The organism is Rubinisphaera italica, assembly GCF_007859715.1.
GTDB lineage: Bacteria > Planctomycetota > Planctomycetia > Planctomycetales > Planctomycetaceae > Rubinisphaera > Rubinisphaera italica.
Genome location: NZ_SJPG01000001.1, coordinates 4,185,312 through 4,210,946 on the forward strand (window position 1 = coordinate 4,185,312; position 25,635 = coordinate 4,210,946).

24 protein-coding genes and 1 tRNA gene are annotated in these 25,635 nt (G+C 48.7%); 10 read left to right on the forward strand and 15 right to left on the reverse strand.

The window, feature by feature from the left end:
• Nucleotides 1-74 precede the first annotated feature (74 nt).
• Nucleotides 75-3,587 carry a PAS domain-containing protein gene (locus tag Pan54_RS15665; RefSeq protein ID WP_146504373.1) on the forward strand — a complete coding sequence of 1,171 codons (3,513 nt, stop codon included), beginning with the start codon at nucleotides 75-77 and terminating at the stop codon, nucleotides 3,585-3,587.
• A gap of 65 nt (nucleotides 3,588-3,652) precedes the next feature.
• On the opposite strand, the gene Pan54_RS15670 is transcribed toward Pan54_RS15665, so the two are convergent.
• Nucleotides 3,653-4,132: a 6-pyruvoyl trahydropterin synthase family protein gene (locus tag Pan54_RS15670; RefSeq protein ID WP_146504374.1), complete on the reverse strand. Its 480-nt coding sequence runs from the start codon at nucleotides 4,130-4,132 to the stop codon at nucleotides 3,653-3,655.
• A gap of 40 nt (nucleotides 4,133-4,172) precedes the next feature.
• The gene (gene folE, locus Pan54_RS15675; RefSeq protein WP_146504375.1) at nucleotides 4,173-4,784 is read right to left on the reverse strand and encodes a GTP cyclohydrolase I FolE; all 612 of its coding nucleotides are present in this window, start codon (nucleotides 4,782-4,784) and stop codon (nucleotides 4,173-4,175) included.
• 275 nt (nucleotides 4,785-5,059) lie between these two features.
• Between folE and Pan54_RS15680 the strand changes: the two genes are divergently transcribed.
• Nucleotides 5,060-6,109, forward strand: coding sequence for a ZIP family metal transporter (locus Pan54_RS15680; protein WP_146504376.1), 1,050 nt, complete (start codon nucleotides 5,060-5,062; stop codon nucleotides 6,107-6,109).
• 142 nt (nucleotides 6,110-6,251) lie between these two features.
• Nucleotides 6,252-7,043 carry a phosphoadenylyl-sulfate reductase gene (locus Pan54_RS15685; protein WP_146504377.1) on the forward strand — a complete coding sequence of 264 codons (792 nt, stop codon included), beginning with the start codon at nucleotides 6,252-6,254 and terminating at the stop codon, nucleotides 7,041-7,043.
• A 125-nt stretch (nucleotides 7,044-7,168) separates the two neighbouring features.
• On the opposite strand, the gene Pan54_RS15690 is transcribed toward Pan54_RS15685, so the two are convergent.
• The gene (locus tag Pan54_RS15690; RefSeq protein ID WP_146504378.1) at nucleotides 7,169-7,636 is read right to left on the reverse strand and encodes a GNAT family N-acetyltransferase; all 468 of its coding nucleotides are present in this window, start codon (nucleotides 7,634-7,636) and stop codon (nucleotides 7,169-7,171) included.
• Nucleotides 7,637-7,745: 109 nt separating this feature from the next.
• Between Pan54_RS15690 and Pan54_RS25910 the strand changes: the two genes are divergently transcribed.
• The 6 genes from Pan54_RS25910 to dapF all read left to right on the forward strand — a co-directional run bounded on the left by Pan54_RS25910 (nucleotide 7,746) and on the right by dapF (nucleotide 12,338).
• On the forward strand, nucleotides 7,746-7,904 hold the full coding sequence (locus Pan54_RS25910) for a hypothetical protein (protein ID WP_165441803.1): 159 nt from the start codon (nucleotides 7,746-7,748) through the stop codon (nucleotides 7,902-7,904).
• A gap of 53 nt (nucleotides 7,905-7,957) precedes the next feature.
• Entirely contained in the window at nucleotides 7,958-8,362 is a 405-nt protein-coding gene (locus Pan54_RS15695) for a zinc ribbon domain-containing protein (protein ID WP_146504379.1), read from the forward strand.
• 139 nt (nucleotides 8,363-8,501) lie between these two features.
• Entirely contained in the window at nucleotides 8,502-9,131 is a 630-nt protein-coding gene (locus Pan54_RS15700; protein ID WP_146504380.1) for a trimeric intracellular cation channel family protein, read from the forward strand.
• Between the two features lie 93 nt (nucleotides 9,132-9,224).
• Nucleotides 9,225-10,043, forward strand: coding sequence for a pyrroline-5-carboxylate reductase (gene proC, locus Pan54_RS15705; protein WP_146504381.1), 819 nt, complete (start codon nucleotides 9,225-9,227; stop codon nucleotides 10,041-10,043).
• A gap of 165 nt (nucleotides 10,044-10,208) precedes the next feature.
• Nucleotides 10,209-11,336, forward strand: coding sequence for a lactonase family protein (locus Pan54_RS15710; protein ID WP_146504382.1), 1,128 nt, complete (start codon nucleotides 10,209-10,211; stop codon nucleotides 11,334-11,336).
• A 165-nt stretch (nucleotides 11,337-11,501) separates the two neighbouring features.
• Nucleotides 11,502-12,338: a diaminopimelate epimerase gene (gene dapF, locus Pan54_RS15715; protein WP_146504383.1), complete on the forward strand. Its 837-nt coding sequence runs from the start codon at nucleotides 11,502-11,504 to the stop codon at nucleotides 12,336-12,338.
• Between the two features lie 14 nt (nucleotides 12,339-12,352).
• Here the strand turns inward: dapF and Pan54_RS15720 are convergent, their stop codons facing one another.
• Both Pan54_RS15720 and Pan54_RS15725 read right to left on the reverse strand, forming a co-directional pair.
• A complete protein-coding gene (locus tag Pan54_RS15720) occupies nucleotides 12,353-13,192 on the reverse strand; it encodes a hypothetical protein (protein WP_146504384.1) in 840 nt (279 codons plus the stop codon).
• A gap of 128 nt (nucleotides 13,193-13,320) precedes the next feature.
• Complete coding sequence (locus tag Pan54_RS15725) at nucleotides 13,321-14,088, reverse strand: trypsin-like peptidase domain-containing protein (protein ID WP_146504385.1); 768 nt, start codon at nucleotides 14,086-14,088, stop codon at nucleotides 13,321-13,323.
• A gap of 199 nt (nucleotides 14,089-14,287) precedes the next feature.
• On the opposite strand from Pan54_RS15725, the gene Pan54_RS15730 reads away from it, so the two are divergent.
• On the forward strand, nucleotides 14,288-14,779 hold the full coding sequence (locus Pan54_RS15730) for a hypothetical protein (protein WP_146504386.1): 492 nt from the start codon (nucleotides 14,288-14,290) through the stop codon (nucleotides 14,777-14,779).
• Nucleotides 14,780-14,961: 182 nt separating this feature from the next.
• Here the strand turns inward: Pan54_RS15730 and Pan54_RS15735 are convergent, their stop codons facing one another.
• The 10 genes from Pan54_RS15735 to nqrM form a co-directional block, all read right to left on the reverse strand.
• Nucleotides 14,962-18,237 carry a DUF4332 domain-containing protein gene (locus Pan54_RS15735; protein ID WP_146504387.1) on the reverse strand — a complete coding sequence of 1,092 codons (3,276 nt, stop codon included), beginning with the start codon at nucleotides 18,235-18,237 and terminating at the stop codon, nucleotides 14,962-14,964.
• A 199-nt stretch (nucleotides 18,238-18,436) separates the two neighbouring features.
• Complete coding sequence (locus Pan54_RS15740; protein ID WP_146504388.1) at nucleotides 18,437-19,105, reverse strand: hypothetical protein; 669 nt, start codon at nucleotides 19,103-19,105, stop codon at nucleotides 18,437-18,439.
• A gap of 70 nt (nucleotides 19,106-19,175) precedes the next feature.
• Nucleotides 19,176-19,733, reverse strand: coding sequence for an RNA polymerase sigma factor (locus Pan54_RS15745; protein ID WP_242631345.1), 558 nt, complete (start codon nucleotides 19,731-19,733; stop codon nucleotides 19,176-19,178).
• 241 nt (nucleotides 19,734-19,974) lie between these two features.
• On the reverse strand, nucleotides 19,975-20,184 hold the full coding sequence (locus Pan54_RS15750; protein WP_146504390.1) for a hypothetical protein: 210 nt from the start codon (nucleotides 20,182-20,184) through the stop codon (nucleotides 19,975-19,977).
• Between the two features lie 241 nt (nucleotides 20,185-20,425).
• Nucleotides 20,426-21,421 (reverse strand): FHA domain-containing protein, encoded by a 996-nt coding sequence (locus Pan54_RS15755; RefSeq protein WP_146504391.1) that lies wholly within the window; start codon nucleotides 21,419-21,421, stop codon nucleotides 20,426-20,428.
• Between the two features lie 562 nt (nucleotides 21,422-21,983).
• Nucleotides 21,984-22,382: a hypothetical protein gene (locus Pan54_RS15760; RefSeq protein ID WP_146504392.1), complete on the reverse strand. Its 399-nt coding sequence runs from the start codon at nucleotides 22,380-22,382 to the stop codon at nucleotides 21,984-21,986.
• 71 nt (nucleotides 22,383-22,453) lie between these two features.
• Nucleotides 22,454-23,236 carry an SDR family NAD(P)-dependent oxidoreductase gene (locus Pan54_RS15765; protein WP_146504393.1) on the reverse strand — a complete coding sequence of 261 codons (783 nt, stop codon included), beginning with the start codon at nucleotides 23,234-23,236 and terminating at the stop codon, nucleotides 22,454-22,456.
• Nucleotides 23,237-23,901: 665 nt separating this feature from the next.
• Nucleotides 23,902-23,986 (reverse strand) — tRNA-Leu (locus Pan54_RS15770).
• 229 nt (nucleotides 23,987-24,215) lie between these two features.
• Entirely contained in the window at nucleotides 24,216-25,418 is a 1,203-nt protein-coding gene (gene lhgO / locus Pan54_RS15775; RefSeq protein ID WP_146504394.1) for an L-2-hydroxyglutarate oxidase, read from the reverse strand.
• A gap of 6 nt (nucleotides 25,419-25,424) precedes the next feature.
• On the reverse strand, nucleotides 25,425-25,634 hold the full coding sequence (gene nqrM, locus Pan54_RS15780) for a (Na+)-NQR maturation NqrM (protein WP_146504395.1): 210 nt from the start codon (nucleotides 25,632-25,634) through the stop codon (nucleotides 25,425-25,427).
• Nucleotide 25,635: the final 1 nt, after the last annotated feature.

Below are 25,635 nucleotides of genomic sequence, written 5' to 3' on the forward strand. Positions count from 1 at the left end.
CCCCTTTTACGATAAAATCTGGTATGGTCAATTGTTGATGTGTTCAGTCGGCTACACCACGACGAGGAAAATTCATGTCTCGATCACAATCTCTGTTGAAAAACCTGTCAGTGATTGCCAGTCATCCTGGCATCCTGCTTTGGGTCAGTGATCAACAAACGGGAAACTTACTGGAAGCCAGCGAACTGGCACTTATGCATTGGGGTCATTCCCTCGAAAACTTGCAGGGGAATCCGGAATGGTGGCGGAGCATTATCCATCCTGAGGATACAGATCGTTACTGTGATTTCTACTTGAAAGATTCACAAGAGCCAATCTCGTACAAGATCCAGTCTTCAGCCAACGTGATTCTCGAAGTTTGTGAACATCGGTCCTTGTCGCAGGGACCAGAAGGCAATGTCTATATCGCAACTGCGACTATCACCAGTCAGAAATTACAGGCCCCAAACCAGAAGCCAGTGGACTTCAATTCCATTTTCGATCTCCTCCCGGTTTGTTTGCTTTTAAAAGATCGTCAGGGTCGTCGCACGTTTGCGAACAGAAAGTATCTCGAGTTGAGGAAACTCAAACTTGAAGAAGTGCTTGGTAAGACAGATCGGGATTTATTCCCTGAAGAACTCGTCTGCAAATATGAAGAAGATGATCGTAAAGTTCTCGAAACCGGAGTTGTGCTGACTGATGCCGAGGAGATCAAAAACGGAGACGGTGCCACTTGCTGGACGGAGCGGATCAAGGCTCCGATCTACTCCGAAAGTGGAGAGATTATTGGCATTCAGCTGATGATGTGGGATATCACCCGGAGAAAAAATACCGAAGCCGCTTTCGAGCAGGAGTCGGCGTTAATGCATGCGCTGTTGAGCAATATCCCAGACTCGATTTATTTCAAAGATCGGGAAAGCCGCTTTATCCGTATAAATAAAAGCATGGCTGAGAAGTTCAATCTGGCATCTCCTGAAGAGTCACTGGGGAAAACCGATCACGATTTCTTCACCTCCGAACATGCCGAACAGACACGGAAAGATGAACTTCGTATTCTGGAAACAGGTGAGCCACTGGTCTCACTGATCGAATGCGAAACCTGGGCCGACCGGCAGGACACATGGTGCTCGACCACAAAAATGCCACTCCGGGATATTCAGGGGAATATCATCGGGACATTCGGAATTTCCCGCGACATTACCAGCCTCATACTGACAGAACAGGCGCTTGAACGCGAACGCGATCTCTCACAAGCATTGATGAATGGTTTGCCTGATGTGATCTTTTATAAAGATCGTCAAGGACACTTCACGATGGGGAATCAGGCATTAGCCGAATATTTTGGATTGGATCATCCCGATCAATTAATTGGGAAAACCGATTATGATTTCACTCCTCCCGAACTGGCGGCCTGCTTTGAAGAAGACGATCAGCGGGTCATGCGAAGCGGAGACAAACTAATTGCAAGAGAAGAGGTGAACGAAGACAGCCATGGCAACGTCACTTATTTCCTCACAACTAAAGTCCCAATTCGAAACTCAGACGGTGAAGTGACTGGTCTGGTGGGAATCGGACGCGATATCACCAGCCTCAAAATGGCTCAACGCGAGTTGACTATCGCTCGCGATCAGGCCGATGCTGCCAATCGCGCAAAAAGCGATTTCCTCGCTAATATGAGCCACGAAATTCGTACCCCGATGAATGCCGTAATCGGAATGACGGAACTCCTCGAAGATACCAAACTCAATGAATCTCAGCGGGATTATCTGCGTATGGTGCGTGAGTCGGGAGAAGTTCTCCTCGAGTTGATCAACGATATCCTCGATTTTTCAAAGATCGAAGCTGGCAAATTCACACTCGATCATATCCCGTTCGATTTGCATGAAATGATTGGCGATACGACAAAGTCCATCGCCGTGCGGGCTCATCGAAAAAAACTCGAACTGGCTTTGCATATCACTCCAGAAGTGCCGCACGGTATTACGGGAGACCCTGGACGCTTGCGGCAGATTATGGTCAACCTGATTGGAAACGCAATCAAATTTACAGAACGTGGTGAAGTGGTGGTCGAAGTTTCAGCCGAGGATCGGGGAGAAAATGCACTTGTAAAATTTCTGGTTCGCGATACCGGCATCGGCATTTCTGAAGACAAACGGCACTTCATCTTTGAAGCATTCGAGCAGGCCGATACTTCAACGACGCGGCGTTTCGGTGGTACGGGCCTGGGATTAGCGATTACGTCTCGTCTGGTCAATCTCATGGGAGGGTCAATTACGGTTGAAAGTAAACTCGATCACGGGAGCAAGTTTTCATTTGAAGTCGAATTTCCCAAAGCGGAAGAAATGGAGTTTCGCAGTGCCACTGCGACTCACGAAAAATTGATTGGCATGAGTGTTCTCGTGGTCGATGACAACTCGACCAATCGAAAGATCGTCGAAGAGATGCTGCGAGTTCGGGGCATGTTTCCGATTGTCGTTCCGAGTGCTGCGGAAGCGTATTGGAGTATGAAAGATGCCCAAAAAGCGGGCTCTCCCATTCCCCTCGTCTTAACGGATGTGAACATGCCCGATGTCGATGGTTTCATGCTGATCGAACGAATTCGCGAATCGGAAGAATTGGAACAGCCCGTTATTATGGTCCTCACTTCGGGAGATCGAACTGGCGACTCGGAACGCTCTGCGAAAATGGATGTCGCTGCTCACCTCCTGAAACCGGTTAAACAATCCGAATTGTTCGATGCGATTGGTAATGCGTTTGGAATCAATCGACTCGAAGAAAAAGTCCATCACACACAGAACCCCTCAGATAAGATGATCTCACTGAAGATCCTGGTCGCCGAGGATGCCTTTGCAAATCAGATGCTCGCCCGGGGACTGCTTGAGAAATGGAATCATAAGGTCGAAATTGCCAGCAACGGCAGAGAAGCAATTCAAAAACTCGAGTCGGAATCGTTCGATGTTATTCTAATGGATGTTCAAATGCCGGAAATGGATGGATGGGAAGCGACTGCCGAAATTCGCACTCGGCAACGTAATAACGAGTTAATCCATCTTGATCGGAATCCCATTCCCATTATCGCGATGACCGCCCATGCCATGAAAGGTGATCGGCAACGTTGTCTGGATGCTGGCATGGATGCCTATATCTCCAAACCTATCCGTACGAATGAATTGCACGAAGTATTGTTCGAATTCTATCCAAACACCGAAGCAAAGCATGTCAGCCATTCAGATTCTGAGTCACTGCGTGATACAGATGAATCGAAAGCATACCTCCATTTTCGTCCCGAAGAAGCGTTGAAGACGGTCGCCCACGATCACGACTTGCTGAAAATCGTGATCGAAGCATTCCTGGAAGAATGTCCGACACATAAACACAACCTTGAGACGGCAGCAGAGTGCAGTGATTTTTCGACTGCTCGAAGATTGTCTCATTTGATCAAAGGGGTTTGTTCCAGTCTCGGAGCCGAAGAAGTCATGCAACTCTCGCGTGAAATTGAATTGGAATGCGAGGCGGAAACTCCCACAATTGACACCGAGAAAATCACGCGGTTAATGAAGAAGCTGGAAGAATTACTCAAAGAACTACGGCAATACATCAACGATTGAAATTAACCGTTCAGACAAGCCATTTTATCCTCACATTGAATGCTGCGAGGTCAGAATCTCATCAATTAAGGAGAATCTACTGTTGCATGGTGAGGGGCCCCAGCTTCAAATCGCTCCTGGTCGGCTCGCCAGTCATTCAGGGTGTATTGAATAATCGAGGTGTCCGTTTCCTGGACATCCAATTGAACAAGATCGAGACCGAATTCACGGATTTCTGAAAAGAGCATGAATGCCAGATTTTCCACACTGGTCGGATTTGGAAATACTTTCAGACGGAGATTCTCTCCGGTCCGCTTCATGTGTCCCTGCAGGGTTTCGTAGAGAGGATCATGCTGGTGAATCAGCATGGCATGATCGTAATTCTCTTTGAAGTGTGGTTCGAGAAAATGATCGAAATCGCCAAATAGTGTCGAAATCGCCCCATCTCTTTCCACCTGAAAGTGGCAAACGATGCCGTACCGATGGCCATGAAGATTGCTGCATTTGTCCTGCAATTCTTCATTGCGATGGGCGGCATAAAATTTATAGCTTTTCTGGATAATCATACTGAAACTAACTGAAAATGTTATCAACCATTCGGTGAGATCATTGATTTATCAGCGACATCACTTCCGAACGGCTCGCCTGATTGTCCTTAAACTGCCCCCGCAATGCACTCGTTACGGTCATGGCACCAGCCTTGCGAATTCCTCGAATCGACATACACGAATGCTCAGCTTCCACAACAACTGCTACTCCTTTGGAACCAAGTTCTTTCTCGACCAGATCGGCAATCGTCTGCGTCATCCGTTCCTGAACCTGAGGTCGGCGGGAAACTTCTTCAACCACTCGCGCCAGTTTGCTCAGTCCCGTCACCTTCCCATTCGGCAGATAAGCCACATGAGCAACCCCGGTAAAGGGGAGCAGATGATGTTCGCACATACTGGCGAAATGAATATCTCGGACGAGGACCATCTCGTCATACGTCTCTGGAAATGTCGTCTGCAGATGGCGGCCGGGATCGAGCTTTAAACCCGAAAACATCTCCGCATACATTTTCGCAACACGACGAGGCGTTTCAAGCAGTCCAGGACGATCAGGATCTTCCCCGACGGCTGCTAATATTGTCCGGACGGCCCCTTTAATCGCTTCCAGATCGACATTCGACTCTGGCAAAGCAACTTCTTGGTCATTGTTGTAATCACAGCTAGGATTCATGGCAACCAGTGTATATCAAAGTAAGCAAAGTTTGTGAGTTTCCAATTGAATTTCAATTGAATCAATTATAGGCACTCCCGGTTCAAAAAACATGAACCATTCACCGAAATTCCTAATGGAGATGGTCCATCTCGCTCCAACTGAGGTGTTCCGTCAGAACGCATCAATAAGCCCACATGGGTCACTTCGACTCCCTATCTTTCAGGATCGCTTCATTGTAACCTCTGCGGGATATCGTCTTTTTTTCGCTTTTCCCCAATTAACAAGCACAACGCATGATTCGCGCTGGCAAAATTCCGTTCTTTCTCACGATGATTTTCCTGTGTGGAATGTGCCATCTCTCTGGCACAGTTCTGGCTCAACCGGAACAGATGATCGAAATTCGTAACGATATCGATACGACTCCTCTGCAATATTCCGATGCCGACCTCAATCGCCGATTTCTGCTGCTCATTGGCTACAGTTGTGCTATTGTGCTGGCCTCAATGATTGGTGGCTATTTGCCCTCCCGCATTAAGCTGACACATACGCGCATGCAGTTATTGATGAGTTTTGTTGGCGGTTTGATGCTCGGTGTCGCTCTGTTTCATCTCTTACTGCACGCGGTCATCGACAGTGCCCCTGCTGATTTGCCAATTGTGATGACGGGCGTCGGTCTCGGAATTCTGATTATGTTCCTGTTATTAAGGGCATTTCACTTTCATCAGCACGATGTCACGATCGATTCCGTAGCCGTCGATCATGTCCATGGCGAATGCGATCATGACCACGACCATCTGCATGTGATTACAGAGCCCATTGCAGTCGCCAATAATAAGGCTGAAAAGCCTTCGCGTCGCAAATTTTCCTGGATCGGGATTGCTCTGGGACTCGGTTTACATACTGTGCTGGATGGTGTTGCGTTAGCAGCAAGTTGCCTGCGATCTCCAGGAGAAGGGACCGGCCCGGAATTTTGGGGATTGGCGACATTTCTCGCGGTTCTGCTCCACAAGCCTCTCGATGCCATATCAATTACGACCGTTATGGCGAACACGGGCTGGAAACCAGCCTCCTGCACAATTGTAAACATTTCCTTTGCAATCATGTGTCCGGTTGGAGCCTTTCTGGCCTGGTGGGGAATCCTCGGACTGCACTCTCATGCCATTTTCATCAGTTATCTGATGGCGTTCTCAGCGGGTGTTTTCCTCTGTATTTCCTTGAGCGATCTGCTGCCGGAAATGCAGTTTCATGCACATAATCAATGGGCTTTGACATTCACCTTGATGGCTGGCATGGTTTTGGCCTGGAGTCTGATGTTTCTTGACCCCGTGCATCCTCGTTTATAATTCGCAGTAACGTTTGACGGTCTTTGAAGTCTCAATTGCAGCAAAACACGAATCCCATTAGATTTGTTATCTGAAATCGTCATTACTGGGTCTCAATAAGCCCTGCTTTTCTGAATTATTCTGACATCGGACGAAACAAACGATGCCGCGTTTGACACAAGCTGAGCTTTCCAACCTCAATCACAACTTCGAAGAGCGAACTCCCCAGGAATTAATCAGCTGGGCGGCTGTCACTTTCGGAGATCGCATTGCTGGTTTATCTGCAATGCAGCGATCAGGAAATGTGATCAGCCACATGATTTCCCAGCTGAAACTCGATATCCCAATCCTTTTCGTGGATACCGGGGTGATGTTCCAGGAAACACTCGAAACTCGGGATCGCATTTCATCCGAATACGGATTGACGGTTCGTACTCTCGCACCCGAAAAAACAATGGCCGAGCAAACCGACGAATTCGGCGTGTTGTACTTGTCTCCCGACGGGCAGGAAAAATGCTGTCACATGCGGAAAGTGGTTCCGCTTCAGGGAGTTGCCGGCGAATATAGCGGCATCGTCAGCAGCTTGCGTCGTGCAGACGGGGGCAAGCGGGCTAACAATCCGATTCTGACAATTGATATCGATATGAACGTGCTGCGTATCAATCCACTGGCAAACTTCACCGATGAGCAGATGGATGAGTATGTCAACGAACACAATATCATCACCAATCCCCTGCACGATCAGGGTTACGCAACAGTCGGCTGCAATCGCTGTACAACGCCCGTGATGCCAGGCGAACCGAAACGAGCAGGACGCTGGCGACATTTGGGTCCGTGGTCCATGTACTGCGGCATCAACCCAACCGACGTCAACGATCCGACACACAATTACATTGAACTCTCGCAGGACGAAATCGACCGCATCTTCGGCATCAAAAACGACTTCATGATCTAACGAGCATTCTGCTCGACTGGGGGCAGTCGCATGGACGCGCATTAACCAAGATCGCTTTGTTTGCTCCTGCAGCACGCGAACATTTAAAATTTTGTGCTGCATACGACTGGAGTTCACTCTGAATGTTATGATTTTGGGTTTCTGGGAAGCTCCATAATCCAGTTCTCCAGCACGATGCCATGTCGCTCCACTTGATTGGCTTTCACGACCGTAAAACCTTGCTTCTCATAAAGCGGGCGGATGACATGGCTCGCTTCGACGAACAGGCGATCGAATTCCAGTTGCAGTGCGATTTCCATGACGTGATTTAACAGAGCCGTCGCCACGCCCCGGCGAGTGAAGTTGGGATGGACGTAATGGCAGTCGATGTGACCATCAGGATCAAGCTCGATAAACCCTGCGATTTGCTCCTCGATGACATACAAAAACGGCCGCTTCAATTCACAGCGATATTTCCAGCGGTCGTAATCAATCGGATACGGCGCCCAGGCATTGAGCTGATCTTCGGAATAAGCACTGCAGGCAATCTCGTGAATTGACCTGTAAAACAACTCGGCAATTTCGTTCGATTGCCCGGCATAGTGTTGAATCATCTCTTGTATTCATCCTTTGGAATGAGTTGATTTTCCGGGAAACCCGTATGTACAGTGAATCGGTGCGTCTCAATTACTCTATTGCATCTCTGACTGGTAGTGCATTCTTATGGTGAATCAGGATCTTGTGAAGATTGCCAGTTATGGAGATTCTTACGAAGCCAGTATTGCTCAAGGATCCTTGGAAGACCATGGGATTAGAGCCTACGTTTCGGGAGCCGTGGCTGGCATCTTAATGTCATATTATGGATCAGCCCTGGGGGTGTAAAATTACTGGTCGCCTCTGACGATGTTGAACGTGCCACTTCAATATTGAAGGAAATGTCACAAGAGACGTCTACTGAAATCCCTGCCTGGAATTGTCCTCAGTGTCAATCAGAAAATGACGAAGGTTTCGAAGTCTGCTGGTCGTGTGGAGCTTCAGCCCCTGACACAACCACAGGAAATGATGCCTCCACTGAAAAATCTGAGATCAAAACGGTTCCTGTTGAAGATGCAATCAACGGTGATGCGATGGCAACCCGTGCCTTTCGAGCATCCATCATCGGCTTGGTCATAATACCTTTTTCATTCTATGCAATTTATTTACAAATCCTGCTCAGGAATGTTGAGTTGAGTCAGTCCTCTGATCGGTTGCTCTCGTTTTCTCGGTTTTTGGTTGTACTGGGATTATTTACTTATTGGATTCTCTTTTCAGGTGGCCTGGATCATATCATTGGGTTCTGAACGGAAGCGGATTCGTTGACTGGGGAGCCCTTCATATCATTGACTCCTGAAGAACGGTACGATCCCGTCTAACGAATGAACAAGTCCACGAAAACTCTGATCCTTACGCCTCCCCTGTCTGACATGCCTTGTTGATCCCATGTACCAGCTGATTGAACTGATTGCCGTTGTCTCCAGTGCCATTTATGGGGTGCTGCTCGCGCGTCGGCATGGCATGGATCTGGTCGGTGTGTTCAGTCTCGCTTTTATGGTGGCCTTTGGCGGAGGGACGTTGCGGGATTTGTTTCTGGATCGAAATCCTCTGTTCTGGATCGCGAATGATCACTATGCCGTGATTGTGTTTGTGCTGGCGATTGTCACTTCATTGATTCCCATGTTGCCGGAAAAAACTGAACGCTGGTTGAATCTTCCAGATGCAATCGGGCTTGGTTTCTTCAGTATTGCCGGCGCATTGGCAGCTGTGGAAGCGGGGACGTCGCTGTTTATTGCTTCAATGCTGGGTGTTGTGACGGGAACGTTTGGTGGGGTGATTGCCGATGTCATCTGCAATCGCGTTCCGAGCCTCTTCCGGCCGGCTCCCCTCTATGCGACCTGTTCCTTTCTCGGCTGCTGGCTGATGTTCCTGCTCAATGCCTCCTCCCTTCCAGAAGCCTACGCCGTTCCAATCGCGATTGCCGGAATTGTTTTGCTCCGCCTGGCCGCCGACCGCTGGGACTGGCGTCTGCCGCATTTTGCTGAGGATGAAGTTGAGTCGAAAGAACAAGCCTGACGATCAAAATTCACTCACACAAGACAGGTCCCAATCCATTCGGCATAATAGAGTCCGATCATTCATTCACTGACAAAAACAGAAAACAGCTCAATGTCAATCACCTCAACAACAATAGGATTCCTTGGTGCCGGTCAAATGGCGACGGCATTGGCAGGAGGATTCATTTCCAGTAACGCAGTTTCTGCGGATCAGATATTTGCCTACGATCATCTCGAAGCAGCCAGAAAACGGTTCTCTGAGAACACTCGGGCAAATTCCGTCGATTCGGTAGCTGAACTGATTGAAAAATCTCAGCTGATTTTTCTAGCTGTCAAACCCCAACATCTCCCTGATCTTGCGAAAGAAATTTCGTCATTGCTCAAACCGGAGCAGACGATTATTTCTATTGCTGCCGGCGTCACCTTGTCGCAACTGAATCTCTTCCTGGATGGAAAAGAAAACCTGATTCGCATCATGCCCAACACTCCCTGTCTGGTGGGTGAAGGAGCGGCTGGACTGGCGACTGCTGCGGGAGTTTCTGAAGAAACAACTCAACTCGTCATGCAGCTCATGCAATCGGTTGGCTCCTGCGAGCAGGTTCCTGAAAAACTGCTCGATGCCGTCACGGGGCTTTCCGGTTCCGGACCAGCTTATGTCTTCCAGTTTATCGAGGCCCTCAGTGATGGCGGTGTGTTTGCCGGACTCCCTCGGGCAACGGCTACAAAACTCGCAGCTCAAACCGTTTTAGGAGCCGCTAAGATGGTGTTGGATACGGGACAACATCCCGGCGAATTGAAAGATGCCGTCACCAGCCCGGGAGGCACAACCATTGCCGGACTGGCGGCTCTTGAACGGAACGGCTTCCGCTCGGCTGCCATCGAAGCGGTTATCGCTGCCACAAAACGTTCCCAGGAACTTCGCGAGAATTGAGCCGAGACGCTGACTTGGGTATGCTGACTGAAACAAAAGGGTGGCACGCTCTGAGCGAAGCGAAGGGCGTGGTTTTGCACAATCACCACGCCCATCACTGCGTTCTGGGACGTGCCACCCTGCAGTTAGACTCCACTTCGGTTGAATATCTCATAAGGGAAACTCATGAAACTGATTACATCGGCTGCTTTTGCTCTGATCACAATGTTATCCAGTTCGCTTCCGGCAGCCGAACAGTGGATTTATATCGCCAGTCGAGGCAAGCTGCCCGTCGTTTATCGGGCTTCGCTCGATCTGGAAACTGGTGAATTTGGCGAACTCGAAGTCGCAGCCGACAATGTGCAGACTGGATTCATGGACGCCCATCCGACTCTCCCGATCCTGTATGCGGCTACATCAGAAAATGGAGCAGAGGGAATTCCAGACGGCGGTGTGCGGGCCTATCAGATCGATCAAAAAACTGGCTCGCTCGAATCGAGCGGACTCGTCTCTACTCACGATAACGGCACCACTCATATTGAAGTCTCGCCACAGGGTAAGGCTCTGGCTGTTTGTCATTACGGTGGTGACGGAACGACAGCCATTCCATTGAACAAATCTGGTGAACTTCAAGCTCAGGTTTCACAGGTGAAACATCATGGAAGCAGCGTTGATCCCAAGCGACAAACCAAGCCGCATCCCCATGGTGTTGCCTTCAGTCATGATGGCAAATATCTGCTCGTGGCTGATCTCGGGAACGATCACGTGGAAGTCTTTAGCGTGGATAAAAACGCGGGAATCAAAGAGCATTCCTACTGGAAAGCCGCTCCCGGAGCCGGCCCTCGGCATGTGACCTTCCATCCAAAGAAAGACATTGTTTATTCAATCAACGAACTCGATTCGACGATCAGTGTCCTGTCCTTCAATCCTCAAACGGGGGAACTGACAGAAGTTCAGACCGTGCCGACTTTGCCAAAAGACTACGACGGCAAAAACAACACCACAGCCGAAATCGTCGTGCATCCTTCCGGAAAGTTTGTTTATGGCTCCAACCGAGGCCACAACAGCACAGCTGTTTATTCGATTGACGACAAAACCAACAAACTGACGCTGATCGAGTATGAACCGACCCAGGGTGATCATCCCCGATTTGTCGGTATGGACCCAACAGGTTCCATCTATCTGGCTGCGAACATGAACTCGAACAACATCGTTTCTTTTCGAGTGAATCAAAAAACAGGAGAACTCGAACCGACGGGCAACATCCTTGAAGTGAGTCGCCCGATGTGTATTGTGTTTGTCGAGAAGAACTAAACACCCCCAACTCATGGGTGGCGCATGCGGAAGCCCATGATTAACAATCTCGGGGCTTCTCTTCGAGAGCGCCCCCGCCACCCTGCTGAAAATCCTAACCCGAAGCGTCAGCGAGGGGACGGCTATCCAGTCATTCAATAACGATATCAATTCACGGATCCCACAATGAAGTTTACGAAAATGCACGGAGCCGGGAACGACTACGTGTATGTCAACCTGTTTGAGGAAACGCTTCCAACCGAAGCCCCGGCACTCGCGCGAGCCGTCAGTGATCGACACAAGGGAATTGGAGGAGATGGCCTTGTGCTCATCGAGCCTTTCGAGAACGCCGATGCCCGCATGAGGATGTTCAATCTCGATGGCAGCGAAGCCGAAATGTGTGGGAATGCGATTCGTTGTGTCGCCAAATATCTCTACGATCATGGCATCGCAAAGAAAGATAATTTACAGATTCAAACCGGAACCGGTCTGTTGCATCTGGAACTGTTTCCCGAAAATGGCATCGTCGAGCGCGTCCGCGTGAATATGGGCGAACCGATTTTGGAATCTGCAAAAATCCCGACATTGCTGGCAGGTGATCCACCCGTCAATGCGACGCTGATCGTCGGGGGAATGGAATTGCAGGTCACTTGTGTTTCAATGGGTAATCCCCATTGCGTGACGTTCGTCGACGAATTGACTGACGATCTCGTGCTTAAAATCGGCCCGCAAATCGAAAAACACGAAGTGTTCCCCAGAAAGATCAATGCCGAATTCATTCAGGTGATTTCTCCAGAGGAATTCAATATGCGTGTCTGGGAGCGAGGCTCAGGGGAGACAATGGCCTGCGGAACAGGTGCCAGTGCGGTAGCTGTGGCTGGTGTGCTGACTGGCAAGATGAGCCGTAAAGTGACCGGGCACCTGCTTGGAGGAAATCTCGAACTCGAGTGGTCGGAAGAAACCAACGAAGTCTTCATGACTGGCCCTGCCACCGAAGTCTTCTCTGGTGAATGGAATGGATAATCTTTTCACTTCTCTCAGGACAAAATTGAGAGTATGACAAAAGGTACGATCAGCATGGCATCGGCCAGAATTGGTTTGAGGTCCTGAGGAATTCTTTCGGAATTCAGAAATCCAATTAAGACAGCAGCAGTGCAAACTGAGACGCCAAAGATGTTCCATTCGTGAGCAAGCAATCGATCTATCAGTAAAAAGACAATTCCGGTGGCGATGGCAATTCCCGGGAAGAACTTGACGACAGCTGGAAACCGCGTCGCCAGAGTTGATTCACCAGATTGTCGATCCTTCTCCGCTTCCCAACTGGCAATGCCGAGACAATTCAGCAAAATCAGTCCACCAGCAGGCAAAGAAAATCGAAACAAAGAGAGTCCCAGTTCCTGATTGACGGTAGATCTGGCTTCCAAGATAGGAAAAAATAAAACCGCAACAATAAAGAACAGACTGACAATCACTTCTCGAGGAATCACCCAGCGAGCAGAAGGAAGCCGCAAGCAGATTCCGAAGTAGCCAGCGAGAAGTCCAAGAATTAATACGGCAATCAGAATTGCAGTGAGGTTCAATAATAGGCATGTCATGACCGCAGTTGCCATGAATAGGATGACCCACAGACTCAGCAGTGGCCAGAAGTTACGTGCGACAAACCGATGACGAGGAATCTCGACAACAGAAGTCAGCACACCTCGGCTATCCAGCAGGCGATCACCGGCATATACCAGCCATGTCGCTAAAAATAACAAGAGCCGTTCGGAACTCTGCAGAGGGACATGCAATTGACGAGCCGCAATCTCTTGCCATGCGATTGATACCAGTGGAGCATCCAGGCTTAGCCCGTTCACCAGTAGTAACAGTCGCGACATGAAGAAGCCCATTTTCATTTCGCCATGATAGACCACAATCACAATGCAGGACAGGCTTCAAGTTTTGAGTCTTTAAGTGTAGGGGAGTTATTCATGGAGGACTTATCCAATTGAAAACAAACGCGTAATCACTCACCACCCGATGTCGTATCCTTATTTTTCTCCTCCATTTTCTCGGGATCTGTCATTTTTAAGATGATGTCTGAGTACCAGGCCGAATTCAGGCCGAGGGCTTCATCGGCTCGAATGTCGCGCCGCACATCAAATCGAGAGGAGTGGACACCCAGTAAACGCCAGGGGAGTTTGTGTTTGGGGTCGCTGACCATTTGAGTTACAACGGGAGCACCACTGCAGCCTCGATGAGTTCTCCCATCCGACAGAAAATAACCCATTCCCTTGAATCGCAACCCAAACGAAGAAGCGACGATTGCGTGCCGTGCGACTGGCAAATGATGGAGTTCATCATGAAAACCTAAGGGGAAACCAGGGATCAACAGAGATGCTCCAATCTCGACATGATCCAGATTTTCAGAAATGTGTTCCATCTCAAAACAGACATACTCGCAATTCTCTGGAAACCTGGACACATCCAGAGGAATTGCCACGATATCGACTTCTGAAGTCCTGTCAGAGGCCTCTTTCCACAATGGTCGTCCTTCCTGGTACAATGGCAGAGTGAATTGAGTGAGCTTGGCGAGATTTTGTGAATCGGGATGTAGATCGATCAATAAGCGATCAGGCTGATGGCTGGTCGGCTCATCTCTCACTACGTGCTTATTGGTGATCAAAAACACAACACCATCACGCGTGAAATAAAATCCCGTCGCCTCTGAGAGAATTTTATCTCCCTTCATCGTCGTAATTCTCGTAACTGCAAGCAGTAAGGACTCAGCCATGAACATCGCTTCCTAATCAAACTCACTACGGTGGCAGTTATCGGTACAGATCACAGCAGTTAATTTTTTAATGCAAACTCAATTTAACAGGTTTTGGCCTCTGAGTTGCGTATTTATCTGGATTACAACTTACATAAATCTCAATCAAATTCATTTTCGTGGAAAAAATGTTTGACTGAGGTAGGCTAGGAGAGAAATCATGCTGAAGAGAACTACTGAAATCATACTCTCAATAGGAATTGCGGCAACAGTGACAGGTTGTCAACCTGTCGTAAACGAAGCTACTGCACCTGAAGGAGAAGCGGGGAGTGCTATTCAGGGAAAAACCGCTGACCGTTTAGAGGCAATTGACAACCAGAAAGAAATGGATGAACTTCCCGAAGCGACTGCGCAGCAGGAAACGTTTGAAGGAACCATTGTCGAGATTTCACCAACGGCAATCAAAGTGGATTATGGTGAAGGCAAAGCCGAAGAGTTTGCCGTCGATGCAGGAGTTCTAGTTTACAAAACCAATACTGAAGAACCAAGTCAGATTGTCGACTTGAAACCAGGTGACCAAGTCAAATTAATCACAGAAAACGATGCGACTAAGCAGGATGGTGTGATTATCGTTGTGAAAGAAATTCAACTGATCTCAGCTCCAAAGGCAGAGACAACGACTCCACCAGCAGAGCCATCCACCAGTCCATAAGGAAGCGGAAGACAATTGGAGGTCATCGATTAGAACCTTGAATGTAAACAGGCAAACTGAGTTTACCGCAGATCCTCTCAGTCCGTCTGCACCCAATTCAAGACTCTTTTCATGATAAAACTCCCCTGTGGAATAAACATATTCTGCAGGGGAGTTTTTCTATGAATCTCTCGATCTTTCTCTCACGCAGCATCGAGTTGTCGTGAAGAGCGTGACCATTGAATCCAGTTCTTCACTTCCTGCAAGTCAGGTCGTTTACTGGAGCGAAGAATCCGCTTGCCGAGAGTCGAGTTGGAAAACGGTATGACCACCTCCAGCAATTCTTCGGCTCGCTTTGACGTCAGTTTAACCACATCATCGACACCACAAGCGACGAGAATTTGAGCATCGTGTCCACGCAATTCAGGAATGCAGCAGACAAGTCTGGCCTGGGCCTGCCATTCTCGCAAAATTTGTGCTGAGATATGCTTCACATCCAGCTTTGAGGCTACCTTCTCCACGTCTGCAATCAGGAAATCGTTAACGGTTTTGATACCGACTCGATTTAACCGCCGTGCTGTTTTTGGACCGATCGACGGAGCATCGACAACATCACTTTGCCTCGATAGATAGAATCGCAGGGTAGAATTCTCGTTCGATACGGGAACACTTTCGTTGCGGCTGATCAATGATCCATGTCTTGCTGTATGCGCTTTTGGTTCGATTCGCGTCGTGTGCTGTCGCTTAAAATCGGTCGTCCTGGAAATTCTTCGTGTTTGTATCGGACGATTGATCGCAGGTGTTCGATTCGGTGTAAATAGATTTCGAGGAATCGATTCGTAACTTCGTCGTTGTCTGGCTGCCTGCTTCCAGTTTTGAGCATGGCTGCGGTTAAATTGATGTTTGAGATAAGCCCGAGCAGATTTACGATTCGATGTTCGCAAACCTTCAAGCCGTAAAACTAATGCATCTTCATCGATACCTGCCAGCGAGTCTGCATCGCGAATATCGCAAAGGGCGAGGAGGCGAGCTTCTGCTGGTTTCAGCCCCGGTGTGCAACAAAGCAAACGAGCGGTGGCCTGCCAGCGACGAAGGCGAGAAGGGCTGATGCCAACTCTCTTACAGAATTGATCAGCTCCTGAACGGACATTTAAAAGCTGATCAATCGTTCGAACCTTCAAAGACTGCAATCGAACAACCCGCTTACGACCAATCTGTGGTAATCGACTGATCGAGTCGCCGGGGGCTAATCCGAAAGTTTCAACCACTGACTTACTGAGTTCAGGAATTTCCGTCTGGAATTTCAAGGATTTAAGATTCGTAGTGATTTGAGGATTCGGTTTCAATTTTCGAGTCACTTCCTGATTGTTTGCATAGGCACGAATCATGAATGACTGTGCTGCAGTTCGGGATGACGTGATATTGAATTTTGGCTGACCAGATTTGAATATCTGTTGAATATGGGCTCCGATTGCAGCCGACGTGTTGGCAACGTGCTGATGGCAAGTCAGATAAATAATCTGCTGACCTTCGAAGGCATACTGACTGAGTATCCGAATCGCCGATTGTTGCTGTTCGTAGTCGTGGTCCGCCAGTACATCATCGAGTACTAGTGCGAATGAAATGCCGCGACGACGATATTCTCTTGCAATCGAGAGCCGAAGCATCGTAGAGATGAATTGCTGAGTTCCACAACTGAGCTGGTCCCAGGGATGCCAGATCGCTTCTGCAGAGAGAGCTTCCAGTTTGCGGTTATCCGAATTGATACGGACGGATCGCCATTTCGCATCGCTATGTTCGCACAAATGAATCGACGTGCGAGTCAGCACGGGAGAAATCATCCCACGCTTCTCCAGTTCCTGCAAACGGGCAACGACTTCAGATGAGGTCTGCAGAGATTTTGATCGTCCCTTCAATTCGTCAATCCGATTTTCACAATTTCGAATCTGTGTTCGTAACTCGCTCAGGCGAAGTTCAAATGTGGTATCGAGGTTAAAGGCTTGAAATGCTTCGCGAGCATTGAGCAACCTTTGATAATCCTGCTCGGCTGCAACTTTCTTCTGCAGAAGTTCTTTCTGCTGTTTCATCAGCAAATCGAGCGAAGATTGGAGAGATCGAACGAGAGACGACTGCTCCAGTAACTGGGTGAAGAGTTTGAGGCCCGTGGGGTCGAGATGAGCATGAGCCAATTCCTGAAGGTGCCTCAGCGCGGCTTCATGTTTCACGCAACCACATAAAAACTGCTCCGCGGTCTGACATTCCGACAAGCCCTGGAGTTCCTGCCACATCGTTTTTAACTTGGCGTGACGCGACTGAAGTTGTTCGATCCAACTTTTGAGTGAAACCTGCTGAGCTTCGTTGGCTTTGAGTTGTTCAGTCGTATGGCACTGACAATGAGCAGTACAGTGCTCCTCTGACAAGCTGGCTAATTGAGACGAATGCTCGCGAATGGTCTGACGCAAAATCTGCCAGCGAGCATCGCAGCTGTCCAGATGATGTTTGCCGCAATCGGGGCAGGGTTGTGAATCGTTCAGAATATGTCGCACATCCTGCTGCAGAGTATTAATCAGTTCCTGTTCGACATTCTGCAGAAAAGGAGCATTCGAACTGCGAGAAAGTTCCTGTAAGCGTTCCGCTTCGGCTTGCAGATCGGCTAATACAGTCTGGGCACGTTCGAGTTGTTGTCGCGTCTGGCCGTAATCTGTAAACGATTGGCTCCAGCTTTGGTATAAGCTGGCTGTGCGTTCGCAATTTTCTTGCTGGGCACGCTGACTTTGCTCCTCGTGAAGTTTAATCTCGGTTTGTAATCGAGTCAGTTCTTCGGTGTAAGAAACGACTGCCGCACGTGCATGTTGAAGTTCCTGTTCGTTCTGTTTGATTTTGACTTGTGCTTCGTAAGTTTCCTCATTGTGTTTGTGCTCAAGGGCCTTAAGCTCTTTCGACAGTTCCAGCAGACGATGCTCTTCATGCGATAAATCCCTGGAGAAATCTTGAGGGCACAATTGATTCTTAAGCGTCCATTTGCCTTCATTGGTTGTCAGTGACTGCGATTCGAGGCTGACTCCATCCCGACGAGCCGCATCGATCAGATTCTGAAGATTGGCTTGATCCCGCATGCAGGAAAAAAAGAGGTTGCGATACAATGGTTCGCGAAACTGTTTGAGCGTTTCATAAAATTCTTTTTTTGTTCGCGAAGTCTCTGGTGAGATTGACAGTTCGGAATAGTCGGCATCTTGTGGTTGAGTCCAACCAATTGAAGCTCGTGCATTATTATGGGAGAGCTCGACCTGACCACTGAGGAAATCATTGGCCCCCCGGCGATCGTTTTCTCCGAACAGAGAATCTCGCAGGAAGTTCCAGGTGGTGCTTTTTCCGGCTCCGTTTGTGCCGTAAACCAGATTGAAACCGGGACGAAAGTCGGCCAGATTTAACTGAAATTCGGTCCCTGGACGAGTGATGGAAATCCGTTCCAAACGCATGTTGATCTTCCCTGAATCAAGCCCATTTATGATTTGGCAGCCAGGACTATTTGATAATATCCCTGCGGTTCCGTGAATAATCGATAATAAGCTGTTCCCGCTTAACCGTTCACCGCACTGCCTGCGCACCCCCCGTGCGCGAATCGAAGTTTAAATCAATACGGGAAAATACAGCAAGATCGATTTGGCAGACGATCAATTACGATAGCAAACTGCGAATGCTTGCGGGAAGAAAATCCTGCTCATCTGTTTCTTCTGGAGCGGGTAAAGTTACCGGAGCAGTTTTGGGGACGATGCCTTCGAGTTGCTCATAAACCTGAACAGCATCATCTGGGAGTCGAGAAATTAAACTCCAGGCCTGATAAACCTCTTCACTCAATTGAGCATGCATGTTTGAAACGACCGAAACCGGTAAATGCAGGTCCTGAATTCCGGTGGTGCTCGAAAATGCAGGAGCAGATTCGTTTCTCACAAAGAGTTGATCGTCTTGAACAGCCGTATTGTGCTGAGGCCGTTCTTCTATAGAGGCAGCCACTTCCTGAATCGCTGTTGTCATTGTGACTGACTGTTGAGGCGCCGGCGAGCGAAAGAAACTGGCGGCTGCGACCAGTAAAACAACTGCTGTCGTTGCTGCTGCTAAACGTTGACGGAGTGGCACAAGAGACGGCGACGTTGCTGGAATAAGAGTTTGTGACGGACGGGAAATTTGCTGCCATTGCTGAACGGCATTTTCGATCAGCAAGTGATCTTGCCACATCATGTCAGTATCAGGATCGTCCCCTGCGATGCGTTCGAGTTCACTCAATGCATTCCTGTCACGATTTTCGATCGCAACTTCGAGTTGTGCTTGAAACGTTTGTGGGTTCACAGGTGATAATCTCTCGGAAGTTTCGATAAATAAATACAAGACTTACATGGCCGTAGTCTCGCCAATAAGGCTAACCATGTCCTCGTCTTTGCAGAGCCTGAGCGAGTTGCCCACGTGCTCGGTGCAACCAGGTTTTAATCGTTCCTTCGGGCCGATTCATGCGTTTGGCAATTTCAGCGCATGAAAATTGTTCGGTATAAAACAGGCGAAAACATTCCTGCAAATCAGGCTTGAGAGCCTGAAGGTGAAGTTCCAACTCTTCTGCCAGTTCGCTACGCTCTTCCATGTCTGGAGACAAATCGCAGGCACTCTCTGCAAAGTCTTGACTGGTGACGATAGGCGAACGACTACGTTTTGCTAGTGCTGTCCGACATCGATTCGCGGCTATCGTCAGTAACCACGGTCGCAGAGGGCGTGTTTGATCCCACTGGTGCAGACTGCGAATTGCTCGGACAAATGTTTCCTGAACAACATCTTCTGCGTCTTCATGATGCCGCAGAATTCGAAAACTGACTCGATAAACCGAATCCCGAAATTGACGAACAAACGTACGCACACTCTCGCCATCGCCGGTGAGACACCCGCGAACAACACGAAGTTCACTTGAGAGTGTGTTTGAGTCTGACATCAAAAGTATTACCTCGAATCTATTGGGTCAGTTTTTCGATTGCTGTCAAAATCGACAATTTGGTCGACAAATCCCTGTTCACATTCAAATGTATAGCACAATTGACCTGTTCTCGTGCTGCATGCCAGCCAGGATTTCGGGTCGAGTGGCACTGGCTTTGCCACTGCAAGTCGAGACGAATACTGAAGCGACAAGGCACTGGCATAGCCAGTGCTACCCTGATATTTAACTGGAAAGACCACTAGGACTTCTGTACAGATTCGCGGGCAATCGCTCTTGCGGCTTTGTATGCGTGTCGAACGGTGTAAAGCCGACTTTCGATCTGTTCTTCGCCGTAGTAACGACCGGCTTCACTGTGAGGAAGTCCAGCCAGGGCAATCGTTAGCGGGAGCAGATCGATGAATTCCCTGTACCGACGTTGAACCTCCGCATTCACATTTGCATCCGCCACGGCTCACACTCCTCATTTGAATGAACTGATTGCCTGCAATATCTGCAGCAAGACAGGATTTTTTAGCTGATTTCAGTCTTTAAGCAAAACCAGCTGGCAAAGGAAAACAATACATTGCCACCTGACCATCAGTTTAACAAACACTTGTTCCCGATATGAAGCCAATCTGCAGAATTCTGCGAGTCGTCTCGGAATTCTGCATCGCGTACCGAATCGTACCCGTGCTAGAAATAATTTCAGGTTAAGACGGTCGCCGACGCATATATTGCTGAATGATGTCCCCTGCTTTTGAAGAAGGATTTTCCTCCGCAAAAGATTTCCCTGCAGATTCCCTGCCTGCATTTTCTACCTTAGCTTCTTCTTTTGCACCCGTTTCAGAGGGATCTGGAAGCTTGACTGGAATTTCAGATCCCGACTTCTTATTGGCAGAAGGCTCCTCTTCCTCGACTTCATAGTCCTGTTCGGGCTGAGGCTGTTGATATTGTGGCTGCTGGTATTGAGGTTGCTGCTGTTGAGGTTGCTGCTGTTGAGGATATCCGGGCATCTGCTGATTTGGCATTGGATATCCCTGAGGATACCCAGGCATCTGATATTGTTGCGGATATCCTGGCATCTGAGGATACGGGAATTGCCCCATCGGCATCTGTGGAGGATATCCGGGCATCTGAGGATACCCGTAACCAGGTGGCATCGAACCAGGAGCGTATTGAAGAGGTTGCTGCCCGGGATACTGCTGTTGAGGTGGGAAGAATTGAGTATCCCCCTCGTTCATCATTTGTGTATCAGTAGGAGAATCTGAAAGATCGTGAATCGTTTCTGTTCCTGTTGAGTCACCATCTGATTCGGAGTCTTCATACTGGTCAGATTCCGAAATCGTTTCTCCCGACAATTCCAGGGGCTCACCAGGCTCGGAGGCGACTTCCGCTGCAACGGGCGCCCCTTCTTTCACCGTAATGGAGAATTCGAGTTTCCCGATACGGATTTTATCGCCCGTATTCAGTACAGTTTGACCTTTCAATGGTTCGTCATTGACATGTGTACCATTCGTGCTGCCAAGGTCACGTAGTCGAACCGAGTATTCATCGAGTGTGAATACACAATGGTGTCTACTGACCAAGTCGTTGTTGGGTCGCATGTGGCAATCTTCACCACGACCAATCAGAAATTTTTTCGTCGTCAGGGAAATGACTTTCCCCTCGTGTTTTCCAGATAAGATCCGTAAATCCGCAGTGAGCATTAGTAACTCCAACACACAAATCTCTGTAATCCCAAAGGTAATCAGATTTAACCTGTACAAACCGGAGTGGTCCAGTTTTCGAAGGGAAAACTGAATTCGAAAGGACCACGAACGAATGCAACTCCGCTGAGTAGTGGACGTTCATTCGCAAATGCCAGAAACTCGCTCATATTGACGGATCGTGAAATAGACGATGTCAAATCGTAAGACAGTTCAGGGCAATCAGGTTGAAATCCTGTTAAACACCTATTAAGGAATCAAGAAAACGAACGATTGAAAAAAGAGCAGTAGATGCCGCAATGAAATGAGTGCCTGCAAAACGAAATGGACGAAAGAATGAAAAAAAGATTGGTCCAAATCTGTTTGGCAAAACAATAAGTATTCTTAGATACTATTACGCTATTCACAGAATCGATTCTTGTCAATGAAACATATGAGTAATTACACTGAGAATTCATAGAACAGTATGGTTTTTTCAACGAAATCAAATGGGATTCCGAGCGATTCGACAATATGCGTTTTCAGATTACCTTTTATTGCATAATAATCGCTTAAATATATGTTACTCCTGAGAGTCTGGGTTCTGCTCTGTGTTCTTTGCATCATTGAGATATTGCCCCAGTTTTTCGATGGGAACCAGATTCATTTCAAAGACTCTCTGTCGAAAAATGGTTTTCATTTGAAGGGTGTGAAGCCATTTCCCACCACCTGTCTCGTAGGATATCACACCGCCATCTGCACATATCAGTACGTGAATGGCATGGATACCGTTGGCGCTGACAAATTCATCAATGGCCCCCAGTTCACCCGCAAACTCCGACAGCTTTTGAGACTGAGCCTCGTTGGCATGCCAGCGAACATCTTTACCCGGCATCCGAGTCCATTTGGTTGTCGACATCACGTCCGCACAATCAGGCCGCGCGATTTCAGTATTGCTGGACTCATTTAATTCAGGCTCCATCTCTCTATTTATTCTTTCTGCAGTTGAAATCTCTTAATATTGTTGTGGAAGTGTGAACACGGAACACCGCATCAATTCGCTTCCTGACGCTTGGCGGCCCACCAGGGAAGAGAAATTCCACCATCGATGAGCAAAGTCGAGCCGGTCATATAGTCGGCATCGGGGCTGAGGGTGTAGAGGATAGCTCGACCAATTTCCGAAGGAGTTCCGAGTCGATCCCATGGGATGTTGCCAGCACCAGCTGCGAGATCCTCCTCCGAGAAAAACTTACGCTCACCGGGCGTGTCGATCCAGCCAGGGTGGATAATATTTACCCGAATACGATGCTCGGCTAATTCGATTGCAGCAGTTCGTGCCATCTGGTCAATCGCCGCCTTGGCCATGTTGTAGGCCATTGCTCCCGGCAATGGAATCACGGCATGCGGTGAACTGACGACCGTAATTGCTCCACCACCCCCTTGCGAAATCATTTGACGCGAAGCAGCTTGCACTCCATAAAAAGCTCCCCACATACTCACGTCAATCGTTTTTCGAAAACCGTCCAGTTTAGCATCGACCATATTTTCCCGATCACTGTAGACAGCATTCGAGACATAACAATCGAGCCGTCCCCAGGTTTCGACGACCTGACTCACCATCGCTTCCACAGCCGACTGATCGGAAACATCAGTCTGGATCGCCAAACCCTCTTGGCCAAGGGACTCGATCTCAGCGACCACTTCCTGAGCCGCCTCGGCATCGGAATGATAATTCACGGCTACGTTTGCACCGGCTTTCGCCAACTCGATCGCTGCTCCTCGTCCAATACCTCGAGAAGCACCCGTAATAATGACATTTTTCCCTGTGAGATCCATTGTCGCAACTTTATCAAATTGAATAGAGGAAGTTTCTGTCAGAGATTCTCAGACACTCCTTGAACGCTAACAGATTCGAACGCGATCCTGAAATTAAACACTGTTGAATTAACGTAACATAAGCACCACAACATCGAAAGCCAGACGACTGTGCTGTTATGTTCTGAATGGGCCCTGAAGATCGATTCAATGGACTCAATCAAAAGGCTGTCCCCGATTTGAGACAGCCTTTTTGCGATTAGCACCTCATCGATTTGGTGAGTTTGGCAAGTTGATACAAAGCTGCGACCTGGCTGGCGTAACCCCAAGATGGTTGCTATTGATGCCGGATGCCTCGAAAATATTGATTGGAGACGGTGTAGCCGTATGCAACCTCAGAAACCCCAATCCTCAAATCATAGAAAATTACTCAACGAGCACCGTTCGCATTTCTCAACATAATTAGGGGAATTGCCTTTCAATTTCAATTAATCGATGTATTCAACCAACACATCATTCAGCAATCGTTTACGGTTATCGTCTTCCATCGTTTCCGTTTTGTCCTCACCGTATTTGCATGAATCCGCACGAATACTCATGCGAACAGACAGAATGGCATAAAAAAACGCCATCCCGACGAGGGACAACGTTTCGTGTAACGCCTTATATTAATAGCACTTAGCAAATAGCCGAGGCGGGACTCGAACCCGCACGAGGGAAACCCCTCCCGGGATTTTAAGTCCCGTGCGTCTGCCATTCCGCCACTCGGCCAGTGTTTGATGTGAGAGCTTGGCAATTAGAAATATATCGTGACTGAGACAAGATTTGAACCGTTTCCATTCACAAACTACAAATCTTTATCGAGTCCGTTAATAATGTGGACTACAAATGCCATACTCCAGCTTGAGGACACAGCGATACTGGAGATGTTCATCCCAAGTTCCATCTTCAATCTATTCTGAACATTGTCACTGTACCTGATTCTTAGGTTTTCGCAGATTCAGGCATAAAAGCGTTTCAGCAAACGATCGCAGATGGTCACGCCGATATTCAAAGCAGAAGTCGCAGCGGGCGATGGGGCATTGAGGACGTGAATCGCGTAATGATCTTCTTCGATCAGAAAATCATCGACGAGTTGGCCATCTGGTGTGACGGCCTGAGCACGGATTCCCGCTGGGGCGGCGATGAGATCCGACGATTTGATGTCGGGCACAAGCCTTTGAAGAGCGGCCACAAAAGCAGGTTTGGAAAGCGAGCGGTACATTTCCCCCAAACCAGCTGACCAATGTTTGAGTCCGAGTTTGCGGAAGCCGGGAAAACTGAGGGCATCCCACATGTCGAGAACATTGAAATTTGTTTTGGCATATCCTTCCCGGGCAAAGGCGAGCACAGCGTTGGGGCCGCACTCGACGCCCCCTTGGATCATGCGGGTGAAATGCACACCCAGAAACGGAAAATTGGGATCGGGAACCGGATAGATTAAATTCCTGCAGAGATGCTCTGCACGTGGACAGAGTTCGTAATACTCGCCACGAAAGGGAATGATCTTCGCTTGTGGATTCCAACCACACAGTTTAGCGATGCGGTCCGATTGCAGCCCGGCACAGGTGACGATCTGTTTGGTTCGGAACTCACCGACTTTGGTTGTCAACACTTGTTGACCCGAGCGAGCCTCGACTTTCAGAAGTTCTGCCTGCGTGCGGATGGAGCCGCCCTGCTCTTTGATAATTTCGGCTAGCTTTTCGGAGGCTTTGACATAATCGACAATTCCCGTTTCCGGCACATGGATCGCGGCAATGCCTGCGGTTTGTGGTTCCAGCTCCCCTAGTCGCTCCCGGCTGATCAGTTCGCAGGTGACGCCGTTGGCCTGCCCACGTTCGAAAATTGATTGCAGACCTGGAAGTTCAGACTCCTGTGTTGCAATGATGACTTTGCCACAACGATCGAACGGGATACTGTGTTTAGTACAGAATTCTTCAAGTTGCTGTTTCCCGGCTCGACAGTTCTTCGCCCTCAATGATCCCGGCTTGTAATAGATCCCCGAATGAATCACGCCAGAATTGTGACCAGTTTGATGGGCGGCCAGCTTGCCTTCTTTTTCAAGAAGTAGCAGTCGTGTCTGCGGGCGTTTCTGGAGAATGCGATAAGCGGTCGCCAATCCGACGATCCCGCCTCCGATGATCGCAACGTCATACGATTCCATAACGGATTAAGTTTCACTCGCAGAGGAGACGGTTTCTTTTTCCGGTGCTGGGGTATGCGGAGCACAGGTGTTGCAAACCGATTGATTGGCTCCATCGGGCATGTTGCTCAATCCACCACAACTGCCGCGGAGGCAGCGATTGCTGAAGACAACTCCCGCAGCCATACCGCCAATCGCGGCTGCAAAGACAATCAAAGCGACTATAAATGTGGCCATT